This window comes from Vibrio sp. 10N.222.52.B12, assembly GCF_002875385.1.
Classification (GTDB): domain Bacteria; phylum Pseudomonadota; class Gammaproteobacteria; order Enterobacterales; family Vibrionaceae; genus Vibrio; species Vibrio jasicida.
The window spans coordinates 162389-182673 of the sequence record NZ_MDAW01000110.1 but is presented as its reverse complement, the minus strand read 5'-3'; the positions used below and the strand labels follow the sequence as shown (position 1 = coordinate 182673).

At 45.0% G+C, this 20285-nt stretch carries 19 protein-coding genes; 7 read left to right on the top strand and 12 right to left on the bottom strand.

Features of this window, described 5'->3' with window-relative positions; translation table 11 throughout:
• Nucleotides 1-96 precede the first annotated feature (96 nt).
• A complete protein-coding gene (locus tag BCT11_RS09760; protein WP_042604825.1) occupies nucleotides 97-597 on the bottom strand; it encodes a GNAT family N-acetyltransferase in 501 nt (166 codons plus the stop codon).
• A gap of 406 nt (nucleotides 598-1003) precedes the next feature.
• Between BCT11_RS09760 and napG the strand changes: the two genes are divergently transcribed.
• The 3 genes from napG to BCT11_RS09745 all read left to right on the top strand — a co-directional run bounded on the left by napG (nucleotide 1004) and on the right by BCT11_RS09745 (nucleotide 3084).
• Entirely contained in the window at nucleotides 1004-1774 is a 771-nt protein-coding gene (gene napG / locus BCT11_RS09755; protein WP_005439014.1) for a ferredoxin-type protein NapG, read from the top strand.
• Complete coding sequence (gene napH / locus BCT11_RS09750; RefSeq protein ID WP_038868464.1) at nucleotides 1774-2628, top strand: quinol dehydrogenase ferredoxin subunit NapH; 855 nt, start codon at nucleotides 1774-1776, stop codon at nucleotides 2626-2628. The genes napG and napH overlap by 1 nt, the downstream gene beginning before the upstream one ends.
• A 204-nt stretch (nucleotides 2629-2832) precedes the next feature.
• Nucleotides 2833-3084 carry a hypothetical protein gene (locus tag BCT11_RS09745; protein ID WP_009704957.1) on the top strand — a complete coding sequence of 84 codons (252 nt, stop codon included), beginning with the start codon at nucleotides 2833-2835 and terminating at the stop codon, nucleotides 3082-3084.
• Nucleotides 3085-3121: 37 nt separating this feature from the next.
• Here the strand turns inward: BCT11_RS09745 and BCT11_RS09740 are convergent, their stop codons facing one another.
• Together BCT11_RS09740 and BCT11_RS09735 are read right to left on the bottom strand one after the other, a co-directional pair.
• On the bottom strand, nucleotides 3122-3367 hold the full coding sequence (locus tag BCT11_RS09740) for a hypothetical protein (protein ID WP_005439002.1): 246 nt from the start codon (nucleotides 3365-3367) through the stop codon (nucleotides 3122-3124).
• Between the two features lie 834 nt (nucleotides 3368-4201).
• On the bottom strand, nucleotides 4202-4948 hold the full coding sequence (locus BCT11_RS09735; RefSeq protein WP_102388245.1) for a metalloregulator ArsR/SmtB family transcription factor: 747 nt from the start codon (nucleotides 4946-4948) through the stop codon (nucleotides 4202-4204).
• A gap of 331 nt (nucleotides 4949-5279) precedes the next feature.
• On the opposite strand from BCT11_RS09735, the gene BCT11_RS09730 reads away from it, so the two are divergent.
• Entirely contained in the window at nucleotides 5280-6461 is a 1182-nt protein-coding gene (locus tag BCT11_RS09730) for an MFS transporter (protein WP_102388234.1), read from the top strand.
• 104 nt (nucleotides 6462-6565) lie between these two features.
• On the opposite strand, the gene BCT11_RS09725 is transcribed toward BCT11_RS09730, so the two are convergent.
• The 5 genes from BCT11_RS09725 to BCT11_RS09705 all read right to left on the bottom strand — a co-directional run bounded on the left by BCT11_RS09725 (nucleotide 6566) and on the right by BCT11_RS09705 (nucleotide 11567).
• Entirely contained in the window at nucleotides 6566-7405 is an 840-nt protein-coding gene (locus BCT11_RS09725) for an energy-coupling factor transporter transmembrane component T (protein WP_041053873.1), read from the bottom strand.
• The gene (locus tag BCT11_RS09720; protein ID WP_102388233.1) at nucleotides 7402-9183 is read right to left on the bottom strand and encodes a DUF3744 domain-containing protein; all 1782 of its coding nucleotides are present in this window, start codon (nucleotides 9181-9183) and stop codon (nucleotides 7402-7404) included. The genes BCT11_RS09725 and BCT11_RS09720 overlap by 4 nt, the downstream gene beginning before the upstream one ends.
• Nucleotides 9184-9189: 6 nt before the next feature.
• The gene (locus BCT11_RS09715; protein WP_038868496.1) at nucleotides 9190-9738 is read right to left on the bottom strand and encodes an ECF-type riboflavin transporter substrate-binding protein; all 549 of its coding nucleotides are present in this window, start codon (nucleotides 9736-9738) and stop codon (nucleotides 9190-9192) included.
• 312 nt (nucleotides 9739-10050) lie between these two features.
• A complete protein-coding gene (locus BCT11_RS09710) occupies nucleotides 10051-11181 on the bottom strand; it encodes an HlyD family secretion protein (RefSeq protein WP_038868468.1) in 1131 nt (376 codons plus the stop codon).
• On the bottom strand, nucleotides 11181-11567 hold the full coding sequence (locus BCT11_RS09705; protein ID WP_038868469.1) for a DUF3302 domain-containing protein: 387 nt from the start codon (nucleotides 11565-11567) through the stop codon (nucleotides 11181-11183). The genes BCT11_RS09710 and BCT11_RS09705 overlap by 1 nt, the downstream gene beginning before the upstream one ends.
• Before the next feature lie 146 nt (nucleotides 11568-11713).
• Between BCT11_RS09705 and BCT11_RS09700 the strand changes: the two genes are divergently transcribed.
• Nucleotides 11714-12604: a DMT family transporter gene (locus tag BCT11_RS09700; RefSeq protein WP_102388229.1), complete on the top strand. Its 891-nt coding sequence runs from the start codon at nucleotides 11714-11716 to the stop codon at nucleotides 12602-12604.
• A 63-nt stretch (nucleotides 12605-12667) separates the two neighbouring features.
• Here BCT11_RS09700 and BCT11_RS09695 read toward each other — a convergent pair whose 3' ends face one another.
• The 4 genes from BCT11_RS09695 to deoD form a co-directional block, all read right to left on the bottom strand.
• Nucleotides 12668-14251, bottom strand: a complete 1584-nt coding sequence (locus BCT11_RS09695) for a GGDEF domain-containing protein (protein ID WP_038868471.1) — start codon at nucleotides 14249-14251, stop codon at nucleotides 12668-12670.
• Nucleotides 14235-15719 carry a hypothetical protein gene (locus BCT11_RS09690; RefSeq protein WP_038868473.1) on the bottom strand — a complete coding sequence of 495 codons (1485 nt, stop codon included), beginning with the start codon at nucleotides 15717-15719 and terminating at the stop codon, nucleotides 14235-14237. The genes BCT11_RS09695 and BCT11_RS09690 overlap by 17 nt, the downstream gene beginning before the upstream one ends.
• A 172-nt stretch (nucleotides 15720-15891) precedes the next feature.
• The gene (locus tag BCT11_RS09685) at nucleotides 15892-17361 is read right to left on the bottom strand and encodes a lactate dehydrogenase (RefSeq protein WP_038876325.1); all 1470 of its coding nucleotides are present in this window, start codon (nucleotides 17359-17361) and stop codon (nucleotides 15892-15894) included.
• 68 nt (nucleotides 17362-17429) lie between these two features.
• Nucleotides 17430-18140: a purine-nucleoside phosphorylase gene (gene deoD, locus BCT11_RS09680; RefSeq protein WP_042604820.1), complete on the bottom strand. Its 711-nt coding sequence runs from the start codon at nucleotides 18138-18140 to the stop codon at nucleotides 17430-17432.
• 396 nt (nucleotides 18141-18536) lie between these two features.
• On the opposite strand from deoD, the gene BCT11_RS09675 reads away from it, so the two are divergent.
• Entirely contained in the window at nucleotides 18537-19487 is a 951-nt protein-coding gene (locus tag BCT11_RS09675) for a DUF523 and DUF1722 domain-containing protein (protein ID WP_042604819.1), read from the top strand.
• On the top strand, nucleotides 19477-20280 hold the full coding sequence (locus BCT11_RS09670) for a MerR family transcriptional regulator (protein ID WP_102388228.1): 804 nt from the start codon (nucleotides 19477-19479) through the stop codon (nucleotides 20278-20280). Before BCT11_RS09675 ends, BCT11_RS09670 begins: the two co-directional genes overlap by 11 nt.
• Nucleotides 20281-20285 lie beyond the last annotated feature (5 nt).

The following is a 20285-nucleotide window of genomic DNA, read 5'->3' as shown; positions in this document are numbered from 1 at the left end:
AAACAGCGAAGAAAGCAAAATCGACCCGAAGGTAGATATACCCAAGTATCTCGAGGTTACTTGGGTATATAAAGGCAGTTTTTAGGTCAATAGACGTTAGTTTTTCGGTTTATTGATACGGGCTAGGCTGTAAGTATTAATAAACTCACCGTCTCTAAAAGAGGCATCGACCAATTCACCTTCTATTTCAAAACCGTGTTTCTTGTATAAGCCAATGGCAGCTTCGTTATCGGTGTTCACTTCGATTTGAATACGTCGAACATTGAGCCAGTTGTCGGCGAGCTCCGTTACGGTGCTGATCAACGCGTTGCCGACCCCTAAACCGTGAAACTCATCGTGCACACCGATTCCAAACGAGGCCGTGTGTGATGTTCTTGGGCGCTGGGAGTGATGAAAGCCAATGTTTCCGACCACCTTACCATCGATTTCTGCGACATAACTGTAAACACCTCTGGGCATGTTGGATAGTCGGTCGACCCACATCGCGAGAGATGGCTTAGGGAGTTGCAGGGTTTCACGTTGTGCTTTCGGTTGTGAATAGATTTCGACTAGTGCAGCAGCGTCTTCAACAGTGGTTGGACGTACGATGATTTCCATGCTTCTCTCCTTTGGTTTATTGGAATTAATTTCAATCTAACCAGAGAAATGCGGTTTGAATAGTGTTTTTTTTAGCTTTAGGCACCAAACTACTTTTAATTGAGTATGTTACGTATTTCTAATTTTAAGTTTTCATAGTGGATTATCATTGAAAATACCAATGAGAGTGATTTTGTGTTGAATTTTTATACTGAGTAACTCTCATTTTGTGGAGAATAATGGTGAACTTTGAAATAACGAAATAAAGCCATTTTCACTAAAGTGTGAAGTCGGTATCTGCAACGAGTTGATTTTAATCAAGAGACACTTGAGTTACCTCTTATGGGGTATGGGGAGCACGCCTTTTTAGCGCTATTTATGCTTAACTTATTTAAGAGCAATTAGAGCGTGTTTGAGGAAAATAATAATGAAATCCTCTCAGTCAAAAGTCTCGCAAAGTCGACGTCGATTTTTGCGTGACACTGCCCGTACCGCCGCTGGTGTGGGTGCGGCAGCGTGTGTTCTTGGTTTGCAGTCTTTGCAGAGTCAAGCACGCGAAACTAAAGGTGTGCCTATTCGTCCGCCTGGCGCTTTGCCAGAAGGTGATTTTGAGTCTGCCTGTATTCGTTGTGGGCTGTGTGTTCAGGCGTGCCCTTATGACACTTTGAAGCTTGCGAGTCTGCTATCCCCAGTTGCAACTGGTTCACCGTACTTCACTGCGCGCGATATTCCTTGCGAAATGTGTGAAGACATCCCTTGTGTCGTGGCTTGTCCTAGCGGTGCGTTGGATCATGATCTTACCGATATAGACGATGCGAGAATGGGGACGGCTGTGCTGATCGACCACGAGACCTGTCTGAACTGGCAAGGTTTGCGTTGCGACGTTTGTTACCGTGTCTGCCCGCTAATTGATGAAGCGATAACGCTGGAGAACATTCGTAATGATAGAACGGGCTATCACGCGAAACTGATCCCGACCGTCAATTCTGATGTGTGTACGGGTTGTGGCAAATGCGAACAAGCTTGTGTGCTTGATGTGGCTGCGATCAAAGTGGTGCCAACGGATCTAGCGAAAGGTAAGGTTGGTAGCCACTACAATTTTGGCTGGCAAGAAATCGACAAGCCGCTTGAAAATGTCTTACCAGCAGATAATCCAGTACCAAGTGGTGCGCTTGAGTCGCTCAAAGGAGGTCAATAATGGCCAAGAACTTAGCGCAAGATGCTGGCAAAGAAGCCATCGAAAAACTGGGCTGGTGGCGTGCGCATCGTTTTCTCATTCTACGTCGATTATGCCAACTGACCATCATTGTTCTGTTTATGGCAGGGCCAACATGGGGCATTCTGCAAGGCAATTTGTCTTCCAGTATGCTGCTTAATACGGTGCCATTAAGCGATCCTCTGATTGTATTACAGTCTCTCGCCACAGGTCATATTCCAGAGTTTAACGCTTTCCTAGGTGTAGCGATTGTGTTGGTGTTTTACGCGATTCTTGCTCCGCGCGCTTTTTGTGCTTGGGTATGCCCACTCAATATCGTGACAGATTTTGCTGCGTGGCTGCGCAGAAAACTCAATCTCAAAGCGAGTTATCGTTGGTCGCCAAATATTCGCTATTGGTTAATTCCTGCATTGATGCTTGGCAGCGCGATTTCGGGCTCAGTGCTTTGGACTTGGTTAGACCCAGTGGCGGCATTGCATCGAGGCATAGTGTTTGGCATGGGAGCAGGTTGGGTACTTATTTTGCTGGTGTTTGTTCTCGATTTATTGCTCGTAGAACATGGTTGGTGCGGACACTTGTGTCCACTGGGAGCAACGTACAGCGTGATTGGTAGCAAGAGTTTAATGCGAGTCACTGCCGTGCGCCGAGAAGACTGTACTAAGTGCATGGATTGTTTTTATGTTTGCCCCGAGCCGGAGATTTTGCGTCAACCATTAAAAGAAGGCGACCGTCGCGTGATGGATCAAACCTGCATGAGTTGCGGGCGTTGTTTAGATGTTTGTCCTGAAAAGGTGTTTGAGTTCCAGAATCGACTGAATGTGAAGAACATTGAGTAACAAAACAAAGAGTAATAGAACAAAGAGCGAGTTTAGCTGGTAGGCAGTCTAGTTTTGCTTAATTTTTCGATGCCATCAAAATATTATTGAGCTTAATTAAGATTCATCACTGTTATAGAAATAGCGTATTCCTTTTTATTAACCACCCTTGTATCTGGGTGGTTTTTTTTGACTGTTATGACGTGAATGAAAGACTCTATTGTTATGAAAAGCCTCTTAGTTCCTCTTGTTTTACTTAGCGCTGGTTGTGTTAACCAAGCTCAACCCACTGGACGTGAAGTTGACATCATCGTTGTTGCTCCTATGGAGTCTCAAGTCAGAGTCACTTATCAAGAGCACAATCTATTGAATACCGTTTACCTTAGTGGTGAAGCATGCCGTTTTGATATTGGGCCTACGACCATTAAAGGTGAGGGGGCTTCGGTTGAGCTAAAACCAAATGGCCAGTGTCGATAAACACTGGCCATTTTAGGAAGGAATGGAAGCTGGGCGCTTAGTCCGACTTTTCGTCTTTGATAAGGCCTTTTCTTTCTAGTCGCTTCTTAGGGTTAACGCGATGGTCGACGCCTAGCGCTTCTTTCGTGGTATCCGCGATCGTCTCGTCAAGCGTACAACGGTTACCTACTACCTTTGTTACACCGTTAGCCAGCTTCTTAGGGCTACATTTCGGGTCGATAGGGCCAGCGTTTGCGACCACAGGAAGCAGTGACAATAACATCACTGAAAATGCGTATTTCATCTCATGAATCCTAATCTCTCAATTCGGCGCTTAATTTAGCATCGGTACTAAAAAGGATTTAGGCATTCCCAAGATTGTTCATCATCCAGATGACTATAGACGTTTAGATAGGAACAGAAAGTTGAAAGCCCTCTCTCTTCCGTGAGAAAAGGGCTTTCGATGAGGCTTTACCTCATTATCACTAGGCGTGCGGTCTGCTTGTTTAATGGAGCAGGTAGTCCATGCTGACTAGCTGACGCCAAAGCATCGAACTGCCGACCACAACCCACAAAATGGTCTTCGCGATTTTAGCGTTTCGCATGGGTATTCTCGATTATCAAAGATGAAATATTGATTGAGCCGTTTATTGGCTGATGTTCAGATGATACCTCAATGAATACTAGCCGAAGTTATCACCTTTAAAAGATATAGGACTGGAATGCCTACACACTGCATTTTTTGAAAAAAAGCCCACCCTAGGAGTGGGTGGGAAAGGCTTATGTGGAGTCACAAACTGCTACCAGCTGGAGTCGGGACAATAAGTAGCAAATCGAGTTCAACAGTATCGTGTTGGTTACGGTTGCAAAAGGCATCTTGAATAGAGGGTATTTTAACGATGCTCACCACGAAGGCATTTCACTTGTTCATGGGGTATTTATGATATTGGGCTGTACCCAACATGACGAATTGAAGGTGATTTTTACCAATATTATCAGCGTCTTATTTGTAAGGGTGGGTTGGGTTAACACCAAGTTTTGATACTGACTTGTCGCTGACAAAGCGATACCGCTCCAAATCATTTATGCAGCGGTTTTTCATCGAGGCATTAGTATGTCTTAAGCTGAGTGAAAAAGGTTATTGCTCACTTTGTTGTGCGGCTTTCAAGCGGTTCTTTTCAATATTAATGATGCCTGGATTACCGACACGCACTATTTGGAGTAGATGCTTAATCCACATAGGAAGCGAAGGGGAAAGACGATAATGGATCCATAAGCCATGGCGTGTATCTTTTAAGAATGTCGTGTCTCGTAGCAATGCTAAGTGACGAGAGACTTTTGGCTGGCTTTCGTTCAAAGCGTTTTTGAGATCGGTGACGGTTAAGTCTTGTTCATCTTCTAGCAGCATCAATATTTTGAGTCGCAACGGATCGCTCATCAGTTTAAAGAAACTACTTGGATCCACTTGTGTACGGTTTTCTTCACTGTTTACTAGTAGAAATAGACTGATGCGCTCGATCAATTCTTTGGCCGTATTTTGGAACGGTTCTGTGCCTTCGAGTGGTTTTGGATCGACTAGGTTCCAATGTAATTGGTCGATGTTTTGTTCGAAGATCACGCATTCATCTTTGGCGTTATCGCACAATGTAACCACAAAGTCATAAGACTTGTTCTCAACGTCGGCATAATCCTTCGAATGCAGTGACTCGCCAGAGATTGAATGTGCATCTAATACTTGAAACACCCTTGGGTCTACTTCGCTAGGGTGAACACCTGCACTATCAGCATGAAAGAGCGTGCCCGCCATATGGTTAAATATCGCTTCAGCAAGTTGAGATCGTGCGGAATTACCAGTGCAAAGAAACAGGACTTGTTTTTTCATAATATCGAGACAAAAAGTGTGGCTGATGCCGAAAAGAAAGACGAATGGCAATAGTATAACTCTGCACGCGTTCAACAAGAAGCTCACAACCTTTTATCTCCAGGCATAAGCTTCAATTGTTGCCGACGAAAACGGGTTTGTTTCAAAGGAAGAGGATGTAAAGAAATGTTTAAAAGTAGCAAGATTGCAATCTTAGTAGTGAGTATTTTTAATGGAATTTGTCGCTAAGTTTAGGATAATGTTAAGAAAGTAGCTAGGTAAATAATTTATAAGGATATTGCGATTTTGTTACATTTGGCGGTATGATGGCGGCTTCATATTCTAAGGACTCATCATGAATACGCCACATAAAAGCTGGAGAACGCCACAGAACTTTCTTCTGCTGATTTCCATTATTGTTCCTATTGCCTTCTCCACTTGGATGGCGCTACTGAACAACTTCGTTATCGAAAAAGCCAACTTTGATGGAGCAGATATCGGCTTACTGCAAAGTGTGCGTGAGATTCCCGGTTTTCTTGCTTTCACTGTTGTCTTTGTTTTGCTGTTTATCCGCGAGCAACGTTTTATGTTGGTCTCGCTCGCCATGCTGACACTGGGCACGGCAATCACAGGTTACTTCCCATCTTTGTTTGGACTTCTTTTTACAACCTTGTTGATGTCGACTGGTTTTCATTACTTTGAAACGTTAAAGCAATCCCTTTCTTTGCAATGGCTAACCAAAGAAGAAGCACCAGAAATGTTAGGCAAATTTATATCGGTTGGTGCACTAGCGTCTTTGATTACTTATGGTGCGATTTGGATTCTGCTTGAGCAGCTCAAATTAGAATTCAAAACGGTTTACTTGCTGGCGGGCGGTATCGGTTTTGTATTGATTCTGGTGATGGCGTTTGCGTTCCCTGAATTCAAAACGGAAGTACCACAAAACAAAAAGTTGGTGTTGCGTAAGCGTTACTGGCTTTATTATGCATTGACCTTTATGAGTGGTGCGCGCCGTCAAATCTTCACGGTCTTCGCTGGTTTCTTGATGGTGGAGAAGTTTGGCTATTCGGCTGCGGACATCACACTGCTTTTCTTAATCAACTACTTGTTCAACTTCCTGTTTGCTAAACGTATTGGTCGCTTTATCGGAGCCGTTGGCGAGCGCAAAGCATTGATGTTTGAATATGTGGGACTGATTTTTGTCTTCGTCGGTTACGGTTTAGTGCAAACTGCGGAGTGGGCGGCAGCATTGTACGTGATTGACCATTTGTTCTTTGCACTGGCACTTGCAATCAAAACTTACTTCCAGAAGATAGCCGATCCGGCGGACATGGCATCAACCGCTGGTGTAGCGTTTACCATCAACCACATTGCAGCGGTCGTGATTCCGGTAACCTTTGGTGTGATTTGGTTGGTTTCGCCTTCAAGCGTGTTTTACATTGGTGCAGCTATGGCCGCAGTGAGCTTGTTACTGTCCTTGAATATCCCAGCTAAGCCGGAAGAGGGCAACGAAACTCGTGTGTTGAAGTGGAACTAAGTTAGTACTTACTACTCAATGACTTACCGAGAAATTGGGTTATAAAAATGGGATGCAGAGGCATCCCATTTTTGTATTCGGTTTTCAACGTGAGACTGGTTCGTTTAGAACGGATACCAAAACAGTTGAGTGTCTATAACGCGTTTGCTAATCGCAGCGGTGACAATCACGACGATGCCTGCCATACACACCATATCGGCTTTGGTCAGCGGCTTTAGGCTGTACCAAGTACGAGACGAATGACGACCAAAACCACGCAATGTCATCGCGTTAGAGATTTGGTCAGCGCGATCTAGGCTAGAGAAAATCAGCGGACCTAAGATCTTAGAAACGTTCTTCATACGGGTAAACAACGGCGCTTTCTTACTCAGTTCAACACCACGAGCTTGTTGAGCGTGCATGATGTTGACGAAGTCCTTCTTCACTTCTGGCAAGTAACGCAAGGTCAAACTGACGGCATAAGCAATTTTGTAAGGCACACCCATGCGGTTCAAACTTGCCGCAAACTCAGTAGGATGCGTAGTAAACACAAACACCAAGGCAATTGGGAACATGCTGAAGTATTTCAGTGTCACGGTCACCAGATAAAACAAGGTCTCTTGGGTGAGTGAGTAATTACCCGGTAACGATAACAATACCGTTGTTGAGCCCATGTATTCACTGCCTTGTTGCGGTGCTAATGCAAACATAAACAGCGCATTAATCAACAAAACACTGCCTGTACCGATCAGCAAAGGCTTGTACACATGGAAAGGTACCTTGGTCATTTTTAACAAACCAAGACCTACAACGATCAGTAGAGCAATGATGCGCAAATCAAAGGTCGTAAGTACCACCGTTACCCACGCAATGAACATCAAAAATTTGGTAATGCCATTGAGTTTGTGCAGTGGCGATTGGGTATCGATGTAGTTGATACCAAACTTCATCTTGTTGTCTTTCATGCCACTACTTTCTCAATGTTTTTAGCATCATTATTTTGTGAATCTTGAGCTTCTGAAGCTTGGATATCGGCGCTGTTTTCACGCTCTCGATGCGCTTTTTCAACGTCAATAAAGTGCTGCATAAAGTCGTTTGTGTTCTCAATGCCTAACTCAGTGGCCAGTTCATACAAGCTAGTTGTTGCCAAGTTCGCTTGTTCTAATAGTGCTGGGGAACTAAACACTTCGATCATTGGTGCGTCGGCAATCAACTTGCTATCAGCAATCACGATGGAACGAGTGGTGTATTCCAAGACCAAGTGCATGTCGTGCGAGATGATCATCACCGTAATGCCAAGTTCACGATTAAGCTTCTCGATAAAGCTCAGCATTGATGTGTAGTTACGGTAATCTTGTCCAGCAGTAGGCTCGTCCAGAATCAAAAGCTCAGGCTCTAGGGCAAGAATCGATGCAATCGTCACACGCTTCTTCTGACCGTAACTTAATGCCTCAATTGGCCAATGACGGTACTTGCTCAAACCACACAGCTCGAGGACTTCCAATACCTTCGCTTCGACTTGTTTCTCTTCAACGCCACGGTTACGCAGGCCAAAAGCCACTTCGTCGAAAATCATGTGATGCGAAATCATATGATTTGGGTTTTGCATTACCACGCCAACCTTTTGGCTACGCTCGAAAATCGTTAGCTCATTTAAGTCTTGGCCGTTCAAGATCATCGAACCTTGGTCTGGTTCAATCACGCCCATCACAAGCTTAGTGATGGTGGATTTCCCAGAGCCGTTTTTACCCAATACCGAAACGAATTCGCCGCGTTTTACATCGAAGCTAACGTCTTCAAGTGCGTTTTTCTTACCATCGTATGAATAGGTAAGGTTACGAACAGCCAGAAGAGTCTCGGCTTGCTCTTCAACATTAGTTGCTTTTGAGGCTTCAAACCATGCGTTGACGGCGGGTTGGTATTGCGCCAATGGCAATGTACTTAAGCTCGATGGTTTTGCATCGCCTTCAATCGCGCAGCCTGCTTCTTTCAAAGCAGAAAGATAAAGAGGCTCTCGGATACCGTATTCTTCAAGAAGTGGGGACGTTAAGATCTCATCTGGTGTGGTATCTGCGATGATTTCACCGCTTTCCATCAGAATGATACGGTCAACAGAGCGGTGCAGTACATCCTCAAGACGGTGCTCGATAATGATGATGGTTTTGCCCGTTTCGCGGTGCAGATCATCGATAATCTCGATGGTCTTCTTACCCGTCTTTGGATCAAGGGCAGCAAGTGGTTCGTCAAACAACAAGATATCGACGTCATCGACTAAAATACCCGCCAAAGAAACGCGCTGTTTCTGACCGCCTGATAAATCGTGAGGGGAGCGATCTAACATCTGTTCCAAATCGACCATTTTGGCCGTCGCTTTGACCAATGGGTACATGTCGATGTTAGACATCAATTGGTTTTCCAACGCGAATGCGATGTCTTCACCAATGCTCAAACCAACAAATTGGCTGTCCGTATCTTGCAATACAGTACCAACTTGTTCGGTGAATTGGTGCATATCAAAAGGGGCAGTGTCTTGACCATTGATGGTCAGCTGGCCACTGGTTTCCCCTTTAATCGCATGTGGGATCAGTCCGTTAAGACATTGGCCAAGGGTAGATTTACCACTACCACTTGGACCGATAATGACGATTTTCTCTCCTTTCTCTATCCTTAGATTGATATTTTTTAGCGTCGGTTTGTCCAGCGACTCATATCTAAAAGAGAAGTTAGAAAATTCGATTGTCATTCGACATTAAGCCTCTGTTAAGTTGCGGCTTTGCTTGTTACGTTTTGCGACAGACTTAAGAATGAAGAAGCCAACAATAGCAATAAGAATGGTGTTACCCAGTGCGATGATCGACAGCTGTGTAAATACCTTAGTGAACGGTTCTGCATACAAGATGGTGTCTAGGAAGGCTGAGCAGCCGTAACCAAATACGTTACCCAATAGAGCAAGCACCACGAACAACGCGAAATCTTTCATATTGAAGTCCCCTGTCTCTAAGCGATTACGTGTTAGAGAAGGGAAAAGACCGATGATCAAACCGACAATACCTGAACCAAGTACCCAAGTTAGCCATACGCCCCAGCCTGCAAATAGGTCAGTAACCCAGTGGCCAATGAAGCCAACCAAGAAGCCTACAAGAGGGCCGAATAACACTGAGAACAATGCCAATACCGCCATTGCTGGTTTCAGCGTCGTGTTTGCAAACACAGGAATGCCAAACATTGGCAAACCGCCGATGCCGTATAGCGCAGCACCGATTGCAATAACCACTACGGTTTTAGCAGAAAGATTCATAGATAACCTCAGTTCAATTGTCGATTTTAAAGAACGTTCACTTGCTTTGTTTTTATAGCGCTGATTGTGTAACAAAGTTTGGAAACAACCAAGCTGCTTATTGTTTGCTCTATCTTTCTTCAAGAAATGTGTGATTGGATTCACGCATCCTTTTGACTGGCTTAGTTTTACAGCAAGCATCAAAAATAAGGCGCGCATTATACAGAATATTGATAAAAGTGGGAATGCTATCTGTCTGGATGGCTAGAATGCAACCAGGGGCTAACTGTCAGCCCCTGATTACACTTTTTAGTACGATTTTTGTTCGTTAAATTAATGATCTAGGTATAGGTAGTTTTGCCAGCTCTTCATTCGGATAAGTACTTTACGCATGATAGAAACGTGGGTGAAACTGTCCGAGTAAACCGCGACTTCTACGGCTGTACCTAGTGGTAGATGATATTCAGTTAGATCGTCAGTGATTTGAAGCGTTACAAATACACGTCCGCTTGTACGGAGGGCCTCTGTACCAAGTAGCGCACCACGAGCTTGGAATTGGCTTTCACCGATTGCCGGCAGTACTTCAATCACTTTGCCTTTGAACACACTACCAGGTAGTGCACGGAACATGAATTCCGCTTCAAATCCGGGTTCTAAACGTTGCAAAGAGTTTTGGCGGAAAGCGGCTGTGTACAGTTTTTGCTCGGTATGCACAAAAGTCATCACCGGTGCTAGCGGTAAAGGCACCGCCATCACTCCCGGGCGCAAAGCAAGCTGCGTTACATAGCCTTCGGTTGGGGCTCTAACAACGGTCTGATCAAGATTGAACTCAGCCTGGCGAAGTTCTGCTAGCAATGAGGCAACTTGCGTATTCTCTCCACCAACTTCCGAGTCAAGTGCGATTTGTGCCTGTTCTCGTTTAGATTGCGACACCTCTAGTGCTGCTTGGGCGGCTTTAAACGCTTGTCGACGAGTATCCAGTTGTTGCTCAGTGAACGCGCCACGATCAAAACCACGTTGATAACGGTCGAATTCGCGTTGCGCTTTATCACGCTCTGCAAGGGCTTTGATGACCGCAGCTTCTGCTTCTTGAACGCCCGACTCTAGCCCCAATGCACCTTGGCTTGCTTCTTTCACTTTCGCGCGTAGCTTATCGACCTCTGCTTGGAACGGAATCGGGTCGATACGGAAAAGAACATCGCCTTTTTGCAACGGTTGGTTTGCTTGAACAGGTACTTCAATCACTCGACCACGGACACCTGATACCACCGGTGTGGTTGAGAATACTTGGTTACCAATCTGTGTGAATGGGTGGTTGTAGTTCATCAGTAAGATAAGTGTACCGACCAACACTACGCCACCGAGTACAGCCGTTGGTACTGTCCACTTATTCAATGGGATATTGAAGATTTTAAAAATCGCGATACATAGCGCTGCGTAAGTCAGAACCAGTAGTAAATCCATTATTGTTCCTCCTTACCTTGTTCTTTTTGAACTGAAACGCTTGATACAGGTTGTTTACCTTTCAGCGTTGAGACTTCTTTTTTCAATTCGTTGACTTCATCAATTAGCTCTTCAAGTCGATGATGTATATCATGTGTTTCTTGTTCGAGCTGCTTAAAGCCCCAGCCACGTTCTTTACGCCACAAGGTTGCCCAAATCCACAGAAACGGCCAAAGTGCATGTAATGTGAAAAGGCTAACCCAGCCTGCATAATGAATCGCATCTTGGTGAGGATGCTCGCGCTCTTTCGCTATTTCATAAGGAATATCGTGAATCACAATGATTCCGTAGAAGATAACCAAAGCAACGAAAATGAGTAACCCAAGTGCAAAATAGTCTAGAAACATCTTACTTCCCTGTGCTTGTTGCCAAATAGAAAAACTTACGTAAATTAACTGTTTAAGTATTTGATAGAACAATAAGTGAATCAAGTTATTTATAATTTGATTCACTGTTATTGAGAGATACGGCATGCAATACGAAGGAGTAAGCAGTGCAATATTCTGGTGAGATCGCGGCCATTGGTGCTGCGATAGTATGGGCTTTGGCCACTTGGATATATAGCCAATTTAGCCACCGCTTTTCGGCGATGCAGCTGAACATTGTGAAAGGCATCATTGCATCAATGATGATGCTGGTGGTGATGCCATTACTGCCGCAAGGTTTACCTACCCAGATCGAGCCTCTGCATCTGGCGGTGTTGGCGGTGTCTGGGGTGATTGGTATTGCGATTGGTGATTCTGCCTATTTCGCTGCGCTCAAGCGCATTGGGCCAAACAAAACCTTACTGTTGGAATCTCTAGCTCCGCCGTTGTCTGGTGTGCTTGCGTTGGTTTTTTTAGGTTCGGAGTTAACCTTGCAGAGTTGGCTGGGTGTGGTGGTTACCACCGCAGCGGTGACTTTTGTTGTGTTCCAGCCTTCTTCTTCCGGTGAGGCGACAAATTGGAGTGGCATTGGTTTTGGTTTATTGGCCAGTGTCTGCCAAGCTTCAGGTGTGGTGATTTCTCACTATGCCCTCGTCGCGGGTGATTTGCCGCCGCTCTTAGGCGCATTGATTCGATTGAGCATTGGTGTGCTTGCCGTGTGTATTGTGATTAAGGTTGTCGAACCTGAACCATTTAAAGGGATTAAACGGCACATCACAACAATGGGGAATAAAGCCATGGGTTGGCTATTGCTGGCGATTTTCGTTGGGACTTTCCTAGCGTTATGGTTACAGCAAGTTGCATTGAAATACGCCAATCCAGCGATTGCACAAACTCTCATTGCAACCAGTCCGTTGTTTATCTTGGTGATCTATGCTGTGCGCGGGGAAAAGGTGGGTGTGAAAAGTGTCATGGGAACCTTGATGGCGTTGGGCGGTATTTCGCTTTTCTTCCTGTAATATTGTTGATTGAATCCAAAGAAAACGCCCCAGTTGATGCTGGGGCGTTTTTTATTGATTGCTTTAAAGCTCCGTACACACTTGGTTCCGGCCGTTGGCCTTGGCTCGGTAGAGGGCTTTATCAGCGCGATAGAAGGTACGTTGTGTGTTCTCGCCTTCACGATGAAGTGTGATACCGATGGAAACGGTCAAGCCACGCTCACCTAATATTTCATGCCAACCAAACTGATAGATACGTTCGCGATAGTTTTCGGCGTGCATCTCTGCACGGGCAAGTTCTGTATTTTCCAGAATCACCAAAAATTCTTCACCGCCAAAGCGAACGCAAGATGACCCTCGGAATTTAAAGTAGCCAGACAGCTCTTTTGATACGTTCTGAATTGCTTTATCACCGACTAAATGACTCAGTTCATCGTTAATTGATTTGAAATGGTCAATATCAATCACCATCAGTGCAAATGACGTGTCATGCAACAACAAGTCTTTCAGCTTCACTTCTAACCAACGGCGGTTGTGCAGCGAAGTGAGTGGGTCGGTAAATACATCCTGCTGTAGCTGCGCTACGGTATTTTTGTGTTGTTTAGTGGTTTCTTTCAGCTCTTTGTTTTCAATCTCAGAAAGAATCAATTTAAGCTGCAACTCAAAGCGAGTGAGGCGACGTAATTGGGCTGCACCTAGCTCACCGATTGGGATATGTTTGATGAGGTCGGATTCAACACGGAATGCTTTTTTCTCGTAGTTGAGAGCTTCTTTAAATTGGCCTTGAGAAGAGCACACTTGACTCATTGCATTGTAAAAGCGATTGGCGATCAGTGGAGAGGAATACTCATTAATGCGCTTGCCTGTCGAGGATAAAAGCAGGTTTGCCAGAGATTGGTGTCCGATTTCGTTTAAGCAGTAAGCCGTTTCGATTTTCACCATGGTCGATAGCCATTGAGTGTGCTGCTTACCTGTCGAGTATTGAATATGTGAAATCGCAATCAGGGCTTGGTTGCACTCGTTTTGTAGACGCAATAACTTAGCACGGTATAAATGAATTTGGCTGGTGAGGTTTTTGTCACTCACCAAAATACTCAACTCTTCACATTCGCTAAGTAAGTCAGTTGCTGAACCAATGCGCTGTATACTGATATAGCAAGCTAACATGTAAAGCTTGTAACGCAACCTAAGCGAACGACTGCCAATAGCATGGTCTATAGCATCAATCTTTTGGTAGTAGCGTAGCGCCTTGTTATGGTCACCATAAGCGTCACACAAGTTGCCCATGCCAATAATGGCAAGTACGTATTCGTCGATATAACCGTATTCCACCGCAATGTTGGTGGAAGCTATGTATTCCGTTAACGCTGCGTTGTAATCGCCCTTTTCAACCAGACGATCGCTCAGGCTCGCTTTGACGGATAGAATGTCTTCGACATCCTCAGGCAATTTGAGTAAGTCTAAAGCTTGTCTAAGCTCTTCAATGCTGGTACTCAGCTGTTTGATTTTGCTGCGATATTCTGCGCTGATGATGTGGCAATGGGCTTTTTCACGATTTGTTGACGCGATATGAAAGCGAATATGTTCCCAAAGGATCAGCGCTTCTTCGCCAGTAACAGAAGAAGGGTCCATGCCTGCATCGGTCACTTTACTAAGCAGTTGTTCCATTCTTCATTACCTCAATGTGGCTTTCTTCCAATTGCTCCAATGTGAACGGGAAGGTCAGGATATCTTGCAGATAGAGGGTCGGTTTAGCTCCGGCTAAGCCACGTCGTTTCCAAGGGTAGATGTCTAACATGGCACAAACCGTGCGGTACAAGTCTTCTGCCGCTTGATCTTTCTCTGCGATCAACATAGCTAAGCGATCGCTGCTCAAACGAGAGATCAAGTCACTGGATGTCGTTAATGAGTGAACGAGCTCAGTACACACATCAAGGAAAGCTGGCTCAGTATGGCGGATCATAATGATCGCGTGGTTTGATTGCTTAAGCTCTGTTTTGAATAGAACCAGTTGCTCCCACCAATAGGTTTCGGATACAACGTTGGAGAACTGTTTTTCTGGATCGTATTCATGCTGGGCACGAATACGGTTAATGAGCTTTCTCGCGCGTTGCTCTAACTGACGTTTAGATCCTCGCGCTTTATCCATACTTACTCGATGCGTCTGCTCCTTGAGCATTTTAAGCGCATGTTTGCGATATTTTTGGAAGGCTTGGAAAGCGCCTTCATAATCGCCTTGTTCTTCTGCGACGCGCGATTGCTGAAAGCAGATTTGGCTGAGCAGTTCACCATTATCAAAGCTCAGGGCGGACTGCTCTGCAGATTGCAGTAAGGAGGCGGCGTTTTCGGTATTCTTGCGCAGCAATTCGAGTCGGGCTCGGCTGATGAAGGAGTGCGCTTTCATCCAAGTTAGGTCTTGTTCAATCGCGAGTTGATGTGCTTTCTGAGTCGCCTCTTCTGCTGCATCGAGACGTTCTAATCCCAGTAATGCCAATCCCTTAAAATCCCAAATTTCAGCTTGCCATGTGTTGTCGTCATGATCACGAAGTACCTCGGTAGCGCCATCTAGCACCGTCAGCATTTCAACGAAGTTATTCAGCAGATAATAATCCCATGCGAGTAGGATTCGAGCTTTGCCTTCTAACCATGCAATACGGACGTTGTTTGCCACTTTGACGGCTAATTCGTGTGTGGATGCGGCTAGTTTGTGTTCGTTGGTGATGCGCCAAACGTTACCAAGTCCGATAAGGGCCTCGATTTGGATTTCAATATCATCAACCAATGCGGATTGTTCTAACGCATTTATCCAGTACTGTTGGGCGGAGTAGTATTTAGCTTGTCCCCAGTATTGCAAGGCGAAGAGGTGAAGGATTTCAGGTAAATGATCGTCGGTGTCGAGTTGAATTTGAAGGCTGTAGGCGTCTTTGACGAGTTTGAGCCCGTGTCGGTAGTCCATGCTACACCAACAGGCATGCGCCATGATGATCAATGCTCGAATTTCGCCATCAACAAATAGGATTTGCTCCGCACGAATTCTGCATTGTTCGGCGATTCGAAATGCGCGTTCCGGATCAGATTTTATCTGGCCATCGAGGGCGTTTAGCTCTGCTTCTAGCTGAATTTGGCTTTTATCCAACGTTCACATCCATGACTATCGAACTGGAATTTACACCTAAATATTATGTGGTTAGATGCGACTATCATTTCAGGTGTAGAAAGAATGCTACACCAATAAGGTATTGGGTACCGTAATATATACCGTGGTCAGCATCTATTTACCACATTTAAATGAGTAAAGTGTTAAATAGTCACGACAGCAGTTGTTTGATCGTCAGAGGTGCGTCCGTTACTTTCAGCCTCTGAGCGGCGGTAAGCCCTTGCTTATCTTGATAGCACAAATTATGCCAAGCTCTGAATATATCTAAAAGAGGTAATATGCCAGCAGGTCGTAATTTGCGACGTGGCTCGTTGATGAAGCTCTCAAACAGAAGCTGAAAACGATTTTGATAGAATTGAATGTGGCGTGTTGTCGCAACATTGAACCATGACTCAGGTTCGTTATTGTCGCCAGCTAAGTAACAAATGCCTTTGTTTGCTTCGTATTGACGTGAAATCGCCCAACGATCTCGCCACCAGCTCATGTAAGCAATGTCTACTTTGCCAAATGGCGCAGTCATATCCCAGTTTGCGTCTTCTTCAACGTACATCAAGTCAACGTTTTTCTCTTGAATACGAGATAAACAAACGCTCAACGCGGCAGAGCGGAGCAGGGGATCTTGAGGCATGTAAATAGAAACCCGTTTCTCTGGGCAGCACATATCCAACACATGTAGGTAGTGAGCGTAAGAGGTGTAAGGCGGGCGAATCAAAGCACCTTTTGACGGGTAATGGAAAACAGAAAGGTTGCCCAGTGGGTCCTCTACGTTACCACGCGCCAAAATGGTTTGGTACTTCTGGTCGATACGCTCGCGAAGTTTCTTCGAAGGTTCGCCGGGTGCTTCACTTGCTTCTGCGGTGTATTCCTGTGATACAAAACGTGACACTTCATCGTAAGGGTTATGATCCAGTGCTGCGACCGGCTCATCATTAGAAGAATAGTTCACATGCTGACATAGAATATAGCCAGAGTGTGCTTCACCAGAAGCGATCCAGTATACGCCGTTGTTGCTATGTGGTTGCAGGGAAACATAGTTCGATGCCAACTCATAGTGCTCGGCATGGTTTACCCAGCGAGCATCGATCGTCGCCAGTTTGCGGCGGCAGCGGCTAGCAATATGATCAACATGATCGTAAAAGGTTTTTGGATTAATGCTGAGTTTACGGCAGATCTCGCGAACGGAATAACCGGTAAACAACAAGCCCATCAAGTTCTCTTGGAACTGAAGCTTTTTATTGGCACCAGACCATTTATCGACAAAGGTACTTTGACACACTTTGCAGCGGTAACGTTGGCGATCGCCACTGTAACCGAAAGCGTGATAGAGGTGTTTATGAGTATGGACAGAAAGCCCAAAGTTATCGCAGTCATCGTTGCGACAAGCAGGTAATCCGTCACTGTGGACGTGACGCAGACGATGAAGCTCGTTCACTACATCGCGATTATTAAGTAAGGGGGGGAAAGCTCCACACTCACGGCATACCATCGCCGGACGTTTAGGGTTAGCATGTTGCAAAACGTATCGCTTTGCATCACTCAATCCAAAGTTGTCACACGCCAATGTTTTACAAAAGTTGAGTTGTAACCCATCTGCGTCCCTTGGCAGTTCGCCGTTAGACACAATCGCCCCCTCGGGATAATTCTTGCAGCTGGTCAGGCCCCGGCTGCTATTTACTACTTAGGTGTTTCTTAGATGTTGATTGCTGTTTCTAGAGCAACTTTCATCATGTCGTTGAACGACTTTTGACGCTCTTCAGAGCTTAGTTTTTCGCCACGGATGATGTGGTCAGAAACTGTTAGGATAGTTAGAGCTTTCGCGCCTAGGTCAGCAGCAACGCCGTAGATACCAGCCGCTTCCATGTCTACACCTAGGATGCCTAGTTTTTCCATCTTCTCGAACAGGTCTGCCTCTGGTGTGTAGAACAGGTCTGCAGAGAATACGTTACCAACTTTAACTGGTACTTCTTGAGCACGCGCTTGGTTAACCGCTTCTTCTAGAAGATCGTAGTCAGCGATTGCAGCGAAGTCGTGGTTGTTGAAACGGATACGGTTAACTTTTGAGTCTGTAGATGCACCCATACCGATAACAACGTCCATTAGTTTCACGTCGTCACGTACTGCACCACAGCTACCTACACGGATAACGTTTTTCACGCCGTATTCAGCGATGAGTTCGTGTACGTAGATACAGCAAGATGGGATACCCATACCGTGGCCCATTACAGAAACTTTCTTACCTTTGTAAGTGCCAGTGAAGCCGAACATGTTGCGAACATCACAAACTTGTTTCACATCTTCTAGAAACGTTTCTGCAATGTATTTAGCGCGCAACGGGTCGCCTGGCATTAGAACTGTTTCAGCGAAATCACCTGGTTGTGCGTTGATATGTGGGGTTGCCATAAGTGCTCTCCAAAGTTTGATTCTGGTAAAATGACTCTATTATAGAACGCTATTACCAATTCTGTTGAACTTGTTCGTTTTCGTTGAGGCAATAATATCGGGACGTGTAAAGGTGGCTTGAGAGTTAAGTCACAAAACGGTCTGTTCTAGTGTTTAAATGTTCTGTTGATAACTAAATCTGTTGAAAGCAAAAAGGCAATCGATTTGCTTTTGAGCGATTTGTTGATTGTGTGCACAAAAAACCGTTTCGAAGCACAATATTTTCTGAGATCTCACTGATCGAATTCCTAGCTAGCTCAGTAAAACGGTTAAATTGTACAATTTATTTTCTTGTACAATCTAAATTCACTTGCTATAAGTTATACAACAAAACATTTTGTATAGGGATGCGTCATCATGGAATCTTCAATCAAAGTCGGTATCAGCTCTTGTGTATTAGGTGAACGTGTACGTTTCGACTCAGGGCACAAAATTAGCAACTTCGTAACAAAAGAACTCGACGGGTACTTTAGCTTTGTGCCGGTTTGCCCAGAAGTTGGCGTTGGTATGACCGTCCCCCGTCCAACGATTCGTTTGGTCACTAATGAAGAACGTATCGCGCTGGTCGAAACCAAAAATCCCGAGAACGATCATACCGATAAAATGTTGACGTACTCGGAAAATAAAGTAAACGAGCTTCAAGGCGAGCAACTGTGTGGCTACATAGTATGTGCTAAGTCACCAACTTGCGGCATGGAACGCGTGAAGGTTTACAGCAAGAACAGTGCTGCGAAAGAGGGCATTGGCTTGTACACCAGAACCTTGATGGAAAAAATGCCGTGGTTACCAGTAGAAGAAGACGGCCGTCTCAACGACCCTGTGTTAAAAGAAAACTTCATTACGCGCATTTACTGTTTGAACGATTTTTATGAATCGATGGGTGGAGAACCAACACGCGGTAAAATTATCGCCTTTCACTCTCGTTACAAACTGACGTTGATGGCACATCACCCAGAATCCTACCGCTCTCTAGGTCGATTGGTGGCAGATGTTGCGAGTTATGAGATTGATGACTTCTACAACGAATATCGTTTAGGTCTGATGAAAGCGTTACAGAATCGCGCCAGTCGAAAGAACAACACCAATGTTCTGATGCACCTACAAGGTTACTTCAAGCGCTCATTGACTGGTCAAGAAAGAGAAGAGCTTGCGACAGTCATCAGTGACTACCGCACAGGGCTGTTACCATTGCTTGCCCCGTTAACGCTTATTAAGCATTATCTCAATACATACCCAGATGAGTATTTGCAACAGCAAAAATATTTAGAACCATACCCGCAGGAGATGAGATTACGTTATGGATTGTAGCCAAGAAGAAAAACTCTACGCCATTCGAGATGTATCTGAGTTAACGGGTGTTAAGCCCGTTACTCTCAGAGCTTGGCAAAGGCGCTACAACTTGATCCAACCTCAAAGAACCGAAAAAGGCCATCGTCTATACCGCCAACAAGATTTAGATACGATAAAAGAGATACAAGGGTGGTTGTCGAAAGGGGTTGCCATTGGCAAGGTAAAGGGCCTACTCGGGCAAGAAGAAAATGCCGATGTTGCTGTGAATTTGCAACCTCTAGAAGAAGTCGAGTCGCTGCTTAAGGCTCTTGCTGAACTTAACCGTGGTAAAACTGAGAAGCTTCTAACCAGCGTTTTGAAAGAGTATCCATTGACTATTGTCATCGATCAACTGATCACTCCGGTGGTGGACGCTCTTGAACTCGTGAAGGTCTCACTGCGCTCCCTTCAGGCGGGTTTATTTCAAACTTGCTTGATTACTCGCCTTGCCATGGTTGTTGAGTCTGAAAATAAGGCTTCTTCAAAAGGTAAGTGTCTGCTGATCAGTTTCGAGCAAGCTCGTGAGTCTGAGAGCTGGATAGAGGCGGCAAGATTATGCGAACAGGGTTTCCATATTAGCTTGGTCGACAAAGTAGAAGATGTTTCGGGTCTTATCGATCATGATGTAGTGGCTCTATACCAAAAGCTTCATTTCTTCTCAAACAAGGCCCTGCCAATTAAGCAAGTAGAAGCGTTATCCACGCTGAAAACGCAATGCCCTGAGCAAGTTCAGTTCTCTGAAGTTATTGAGAAGTTGCATTTTGCTAACTAGCTTAC

Excerpts from the sequence above, each read along its gene's own strand:
- BCT11_RS09670 (WP_102388228.1), top strand. The coding sequence starts at position 19,477 with ATGGATTGTAGCCAAGAAGAAAAACTCTACGCCATTCGAGATGTATCT.
- BCT11_RS09745 (WP_009704957.1), top strand. The coding sequence starts at position 2,833 with ATGAAAAGCCTCTTAGTTCCTCTTGTTTTACTTAGCGCTGGTTGTGTT.
- deoD (WP_042604820.1), bottom strand. The coding sequence starts at position 18,140 with ATGGCAACCCCACATATCAACGCACAACCAGGTGATTTCGCTGAAACA.
- BCT11_RS09675 (WP_042604819.1), top strand. The coding sequence starts at position 18,537 with ATGGAATCTTCAATCAAAGTCGGTATCAGCTCTTGTGTATTAGGTGAA.
- napH (WP_038868464.1), top strand. The coding sequence starts at position 1,774 with ATGGCCAAGAACTTAGCGCAAGATGCTGGCAAAGAAGCCATCGAAAAA.
- BCT11_RS09695 (WP_038868471.1), bottom strand. The coding sequence starts at position 14,251 with ATGGAACAACTGCTTAGTAAAGTGACCGATGCAGGCATGGACCCTTCT.
- BCT11_RS09760 (WP_042604825.1), bottom strand. The coding sequence starts at position 597 with ATGGAAATCATCGTACGTCCAACCACTGTTGAAGACGCTGCTGCACTA.
- BCT11_RS09725 (WP_041053873.1), bottom strand. The coding sequence starts at position 7,405 with ATGAAAGACAACAAGATGAAGTTTGGTATCAACTACATCGATACCCAA.
- napG (WP_005439014.1), top strand. The coding sequence starts at position 1,004 with ATGAAATCCTCTCAGTCAAAAGTCTCGCAAAGTCGACGTCGATTTTTG.
- BCT11_RS09705 (WP_038868469.1), bottom strand. The coding sequence starts at position 11,567 with ATGTTTCTAGACTATTTTGCACTTGGGTTACTCATTTTCGTTGCTTTG.
- BCT11_RS09720 (WP_102388233.1), bottom strand. The coding sequence starts at position 9,183 with ATGACAATCGAATTTTCTAACTTCTCTTTTAGATATGAGTCGCTGGAC.
- BCT11_RS09715 (WP_038868496.1), bottom strand. The coding sequence starts at position 9,738 with ATGAATCTTTCTGCTAAAACCGTAGTGGTTATTGCAATCGGTGCTGCG.
- BCT11_RS09730 (WP_102388234.1), top strand. The coding sequence starts at position 5,280 with ATGAATACGCCACATAAAAGCTGGAGAACGCCACAGAACTTTCTTCTG.
- BCT11_RS09740 (WP_005439002.1), bottom strand. The coding sequence starts at position 3,367 with ATGAAATACGCATTTTCAGTGATGTTATTGTCACTGCTTCCTGTGGTC.
- BCT11_RS09710 (WP_038868468.1), bottom strand. The coding sequence starts at position 11,181 with ATGGATTTACTACTGGTTCTGACTTACGCAGCGCTATGTATCGCGATT.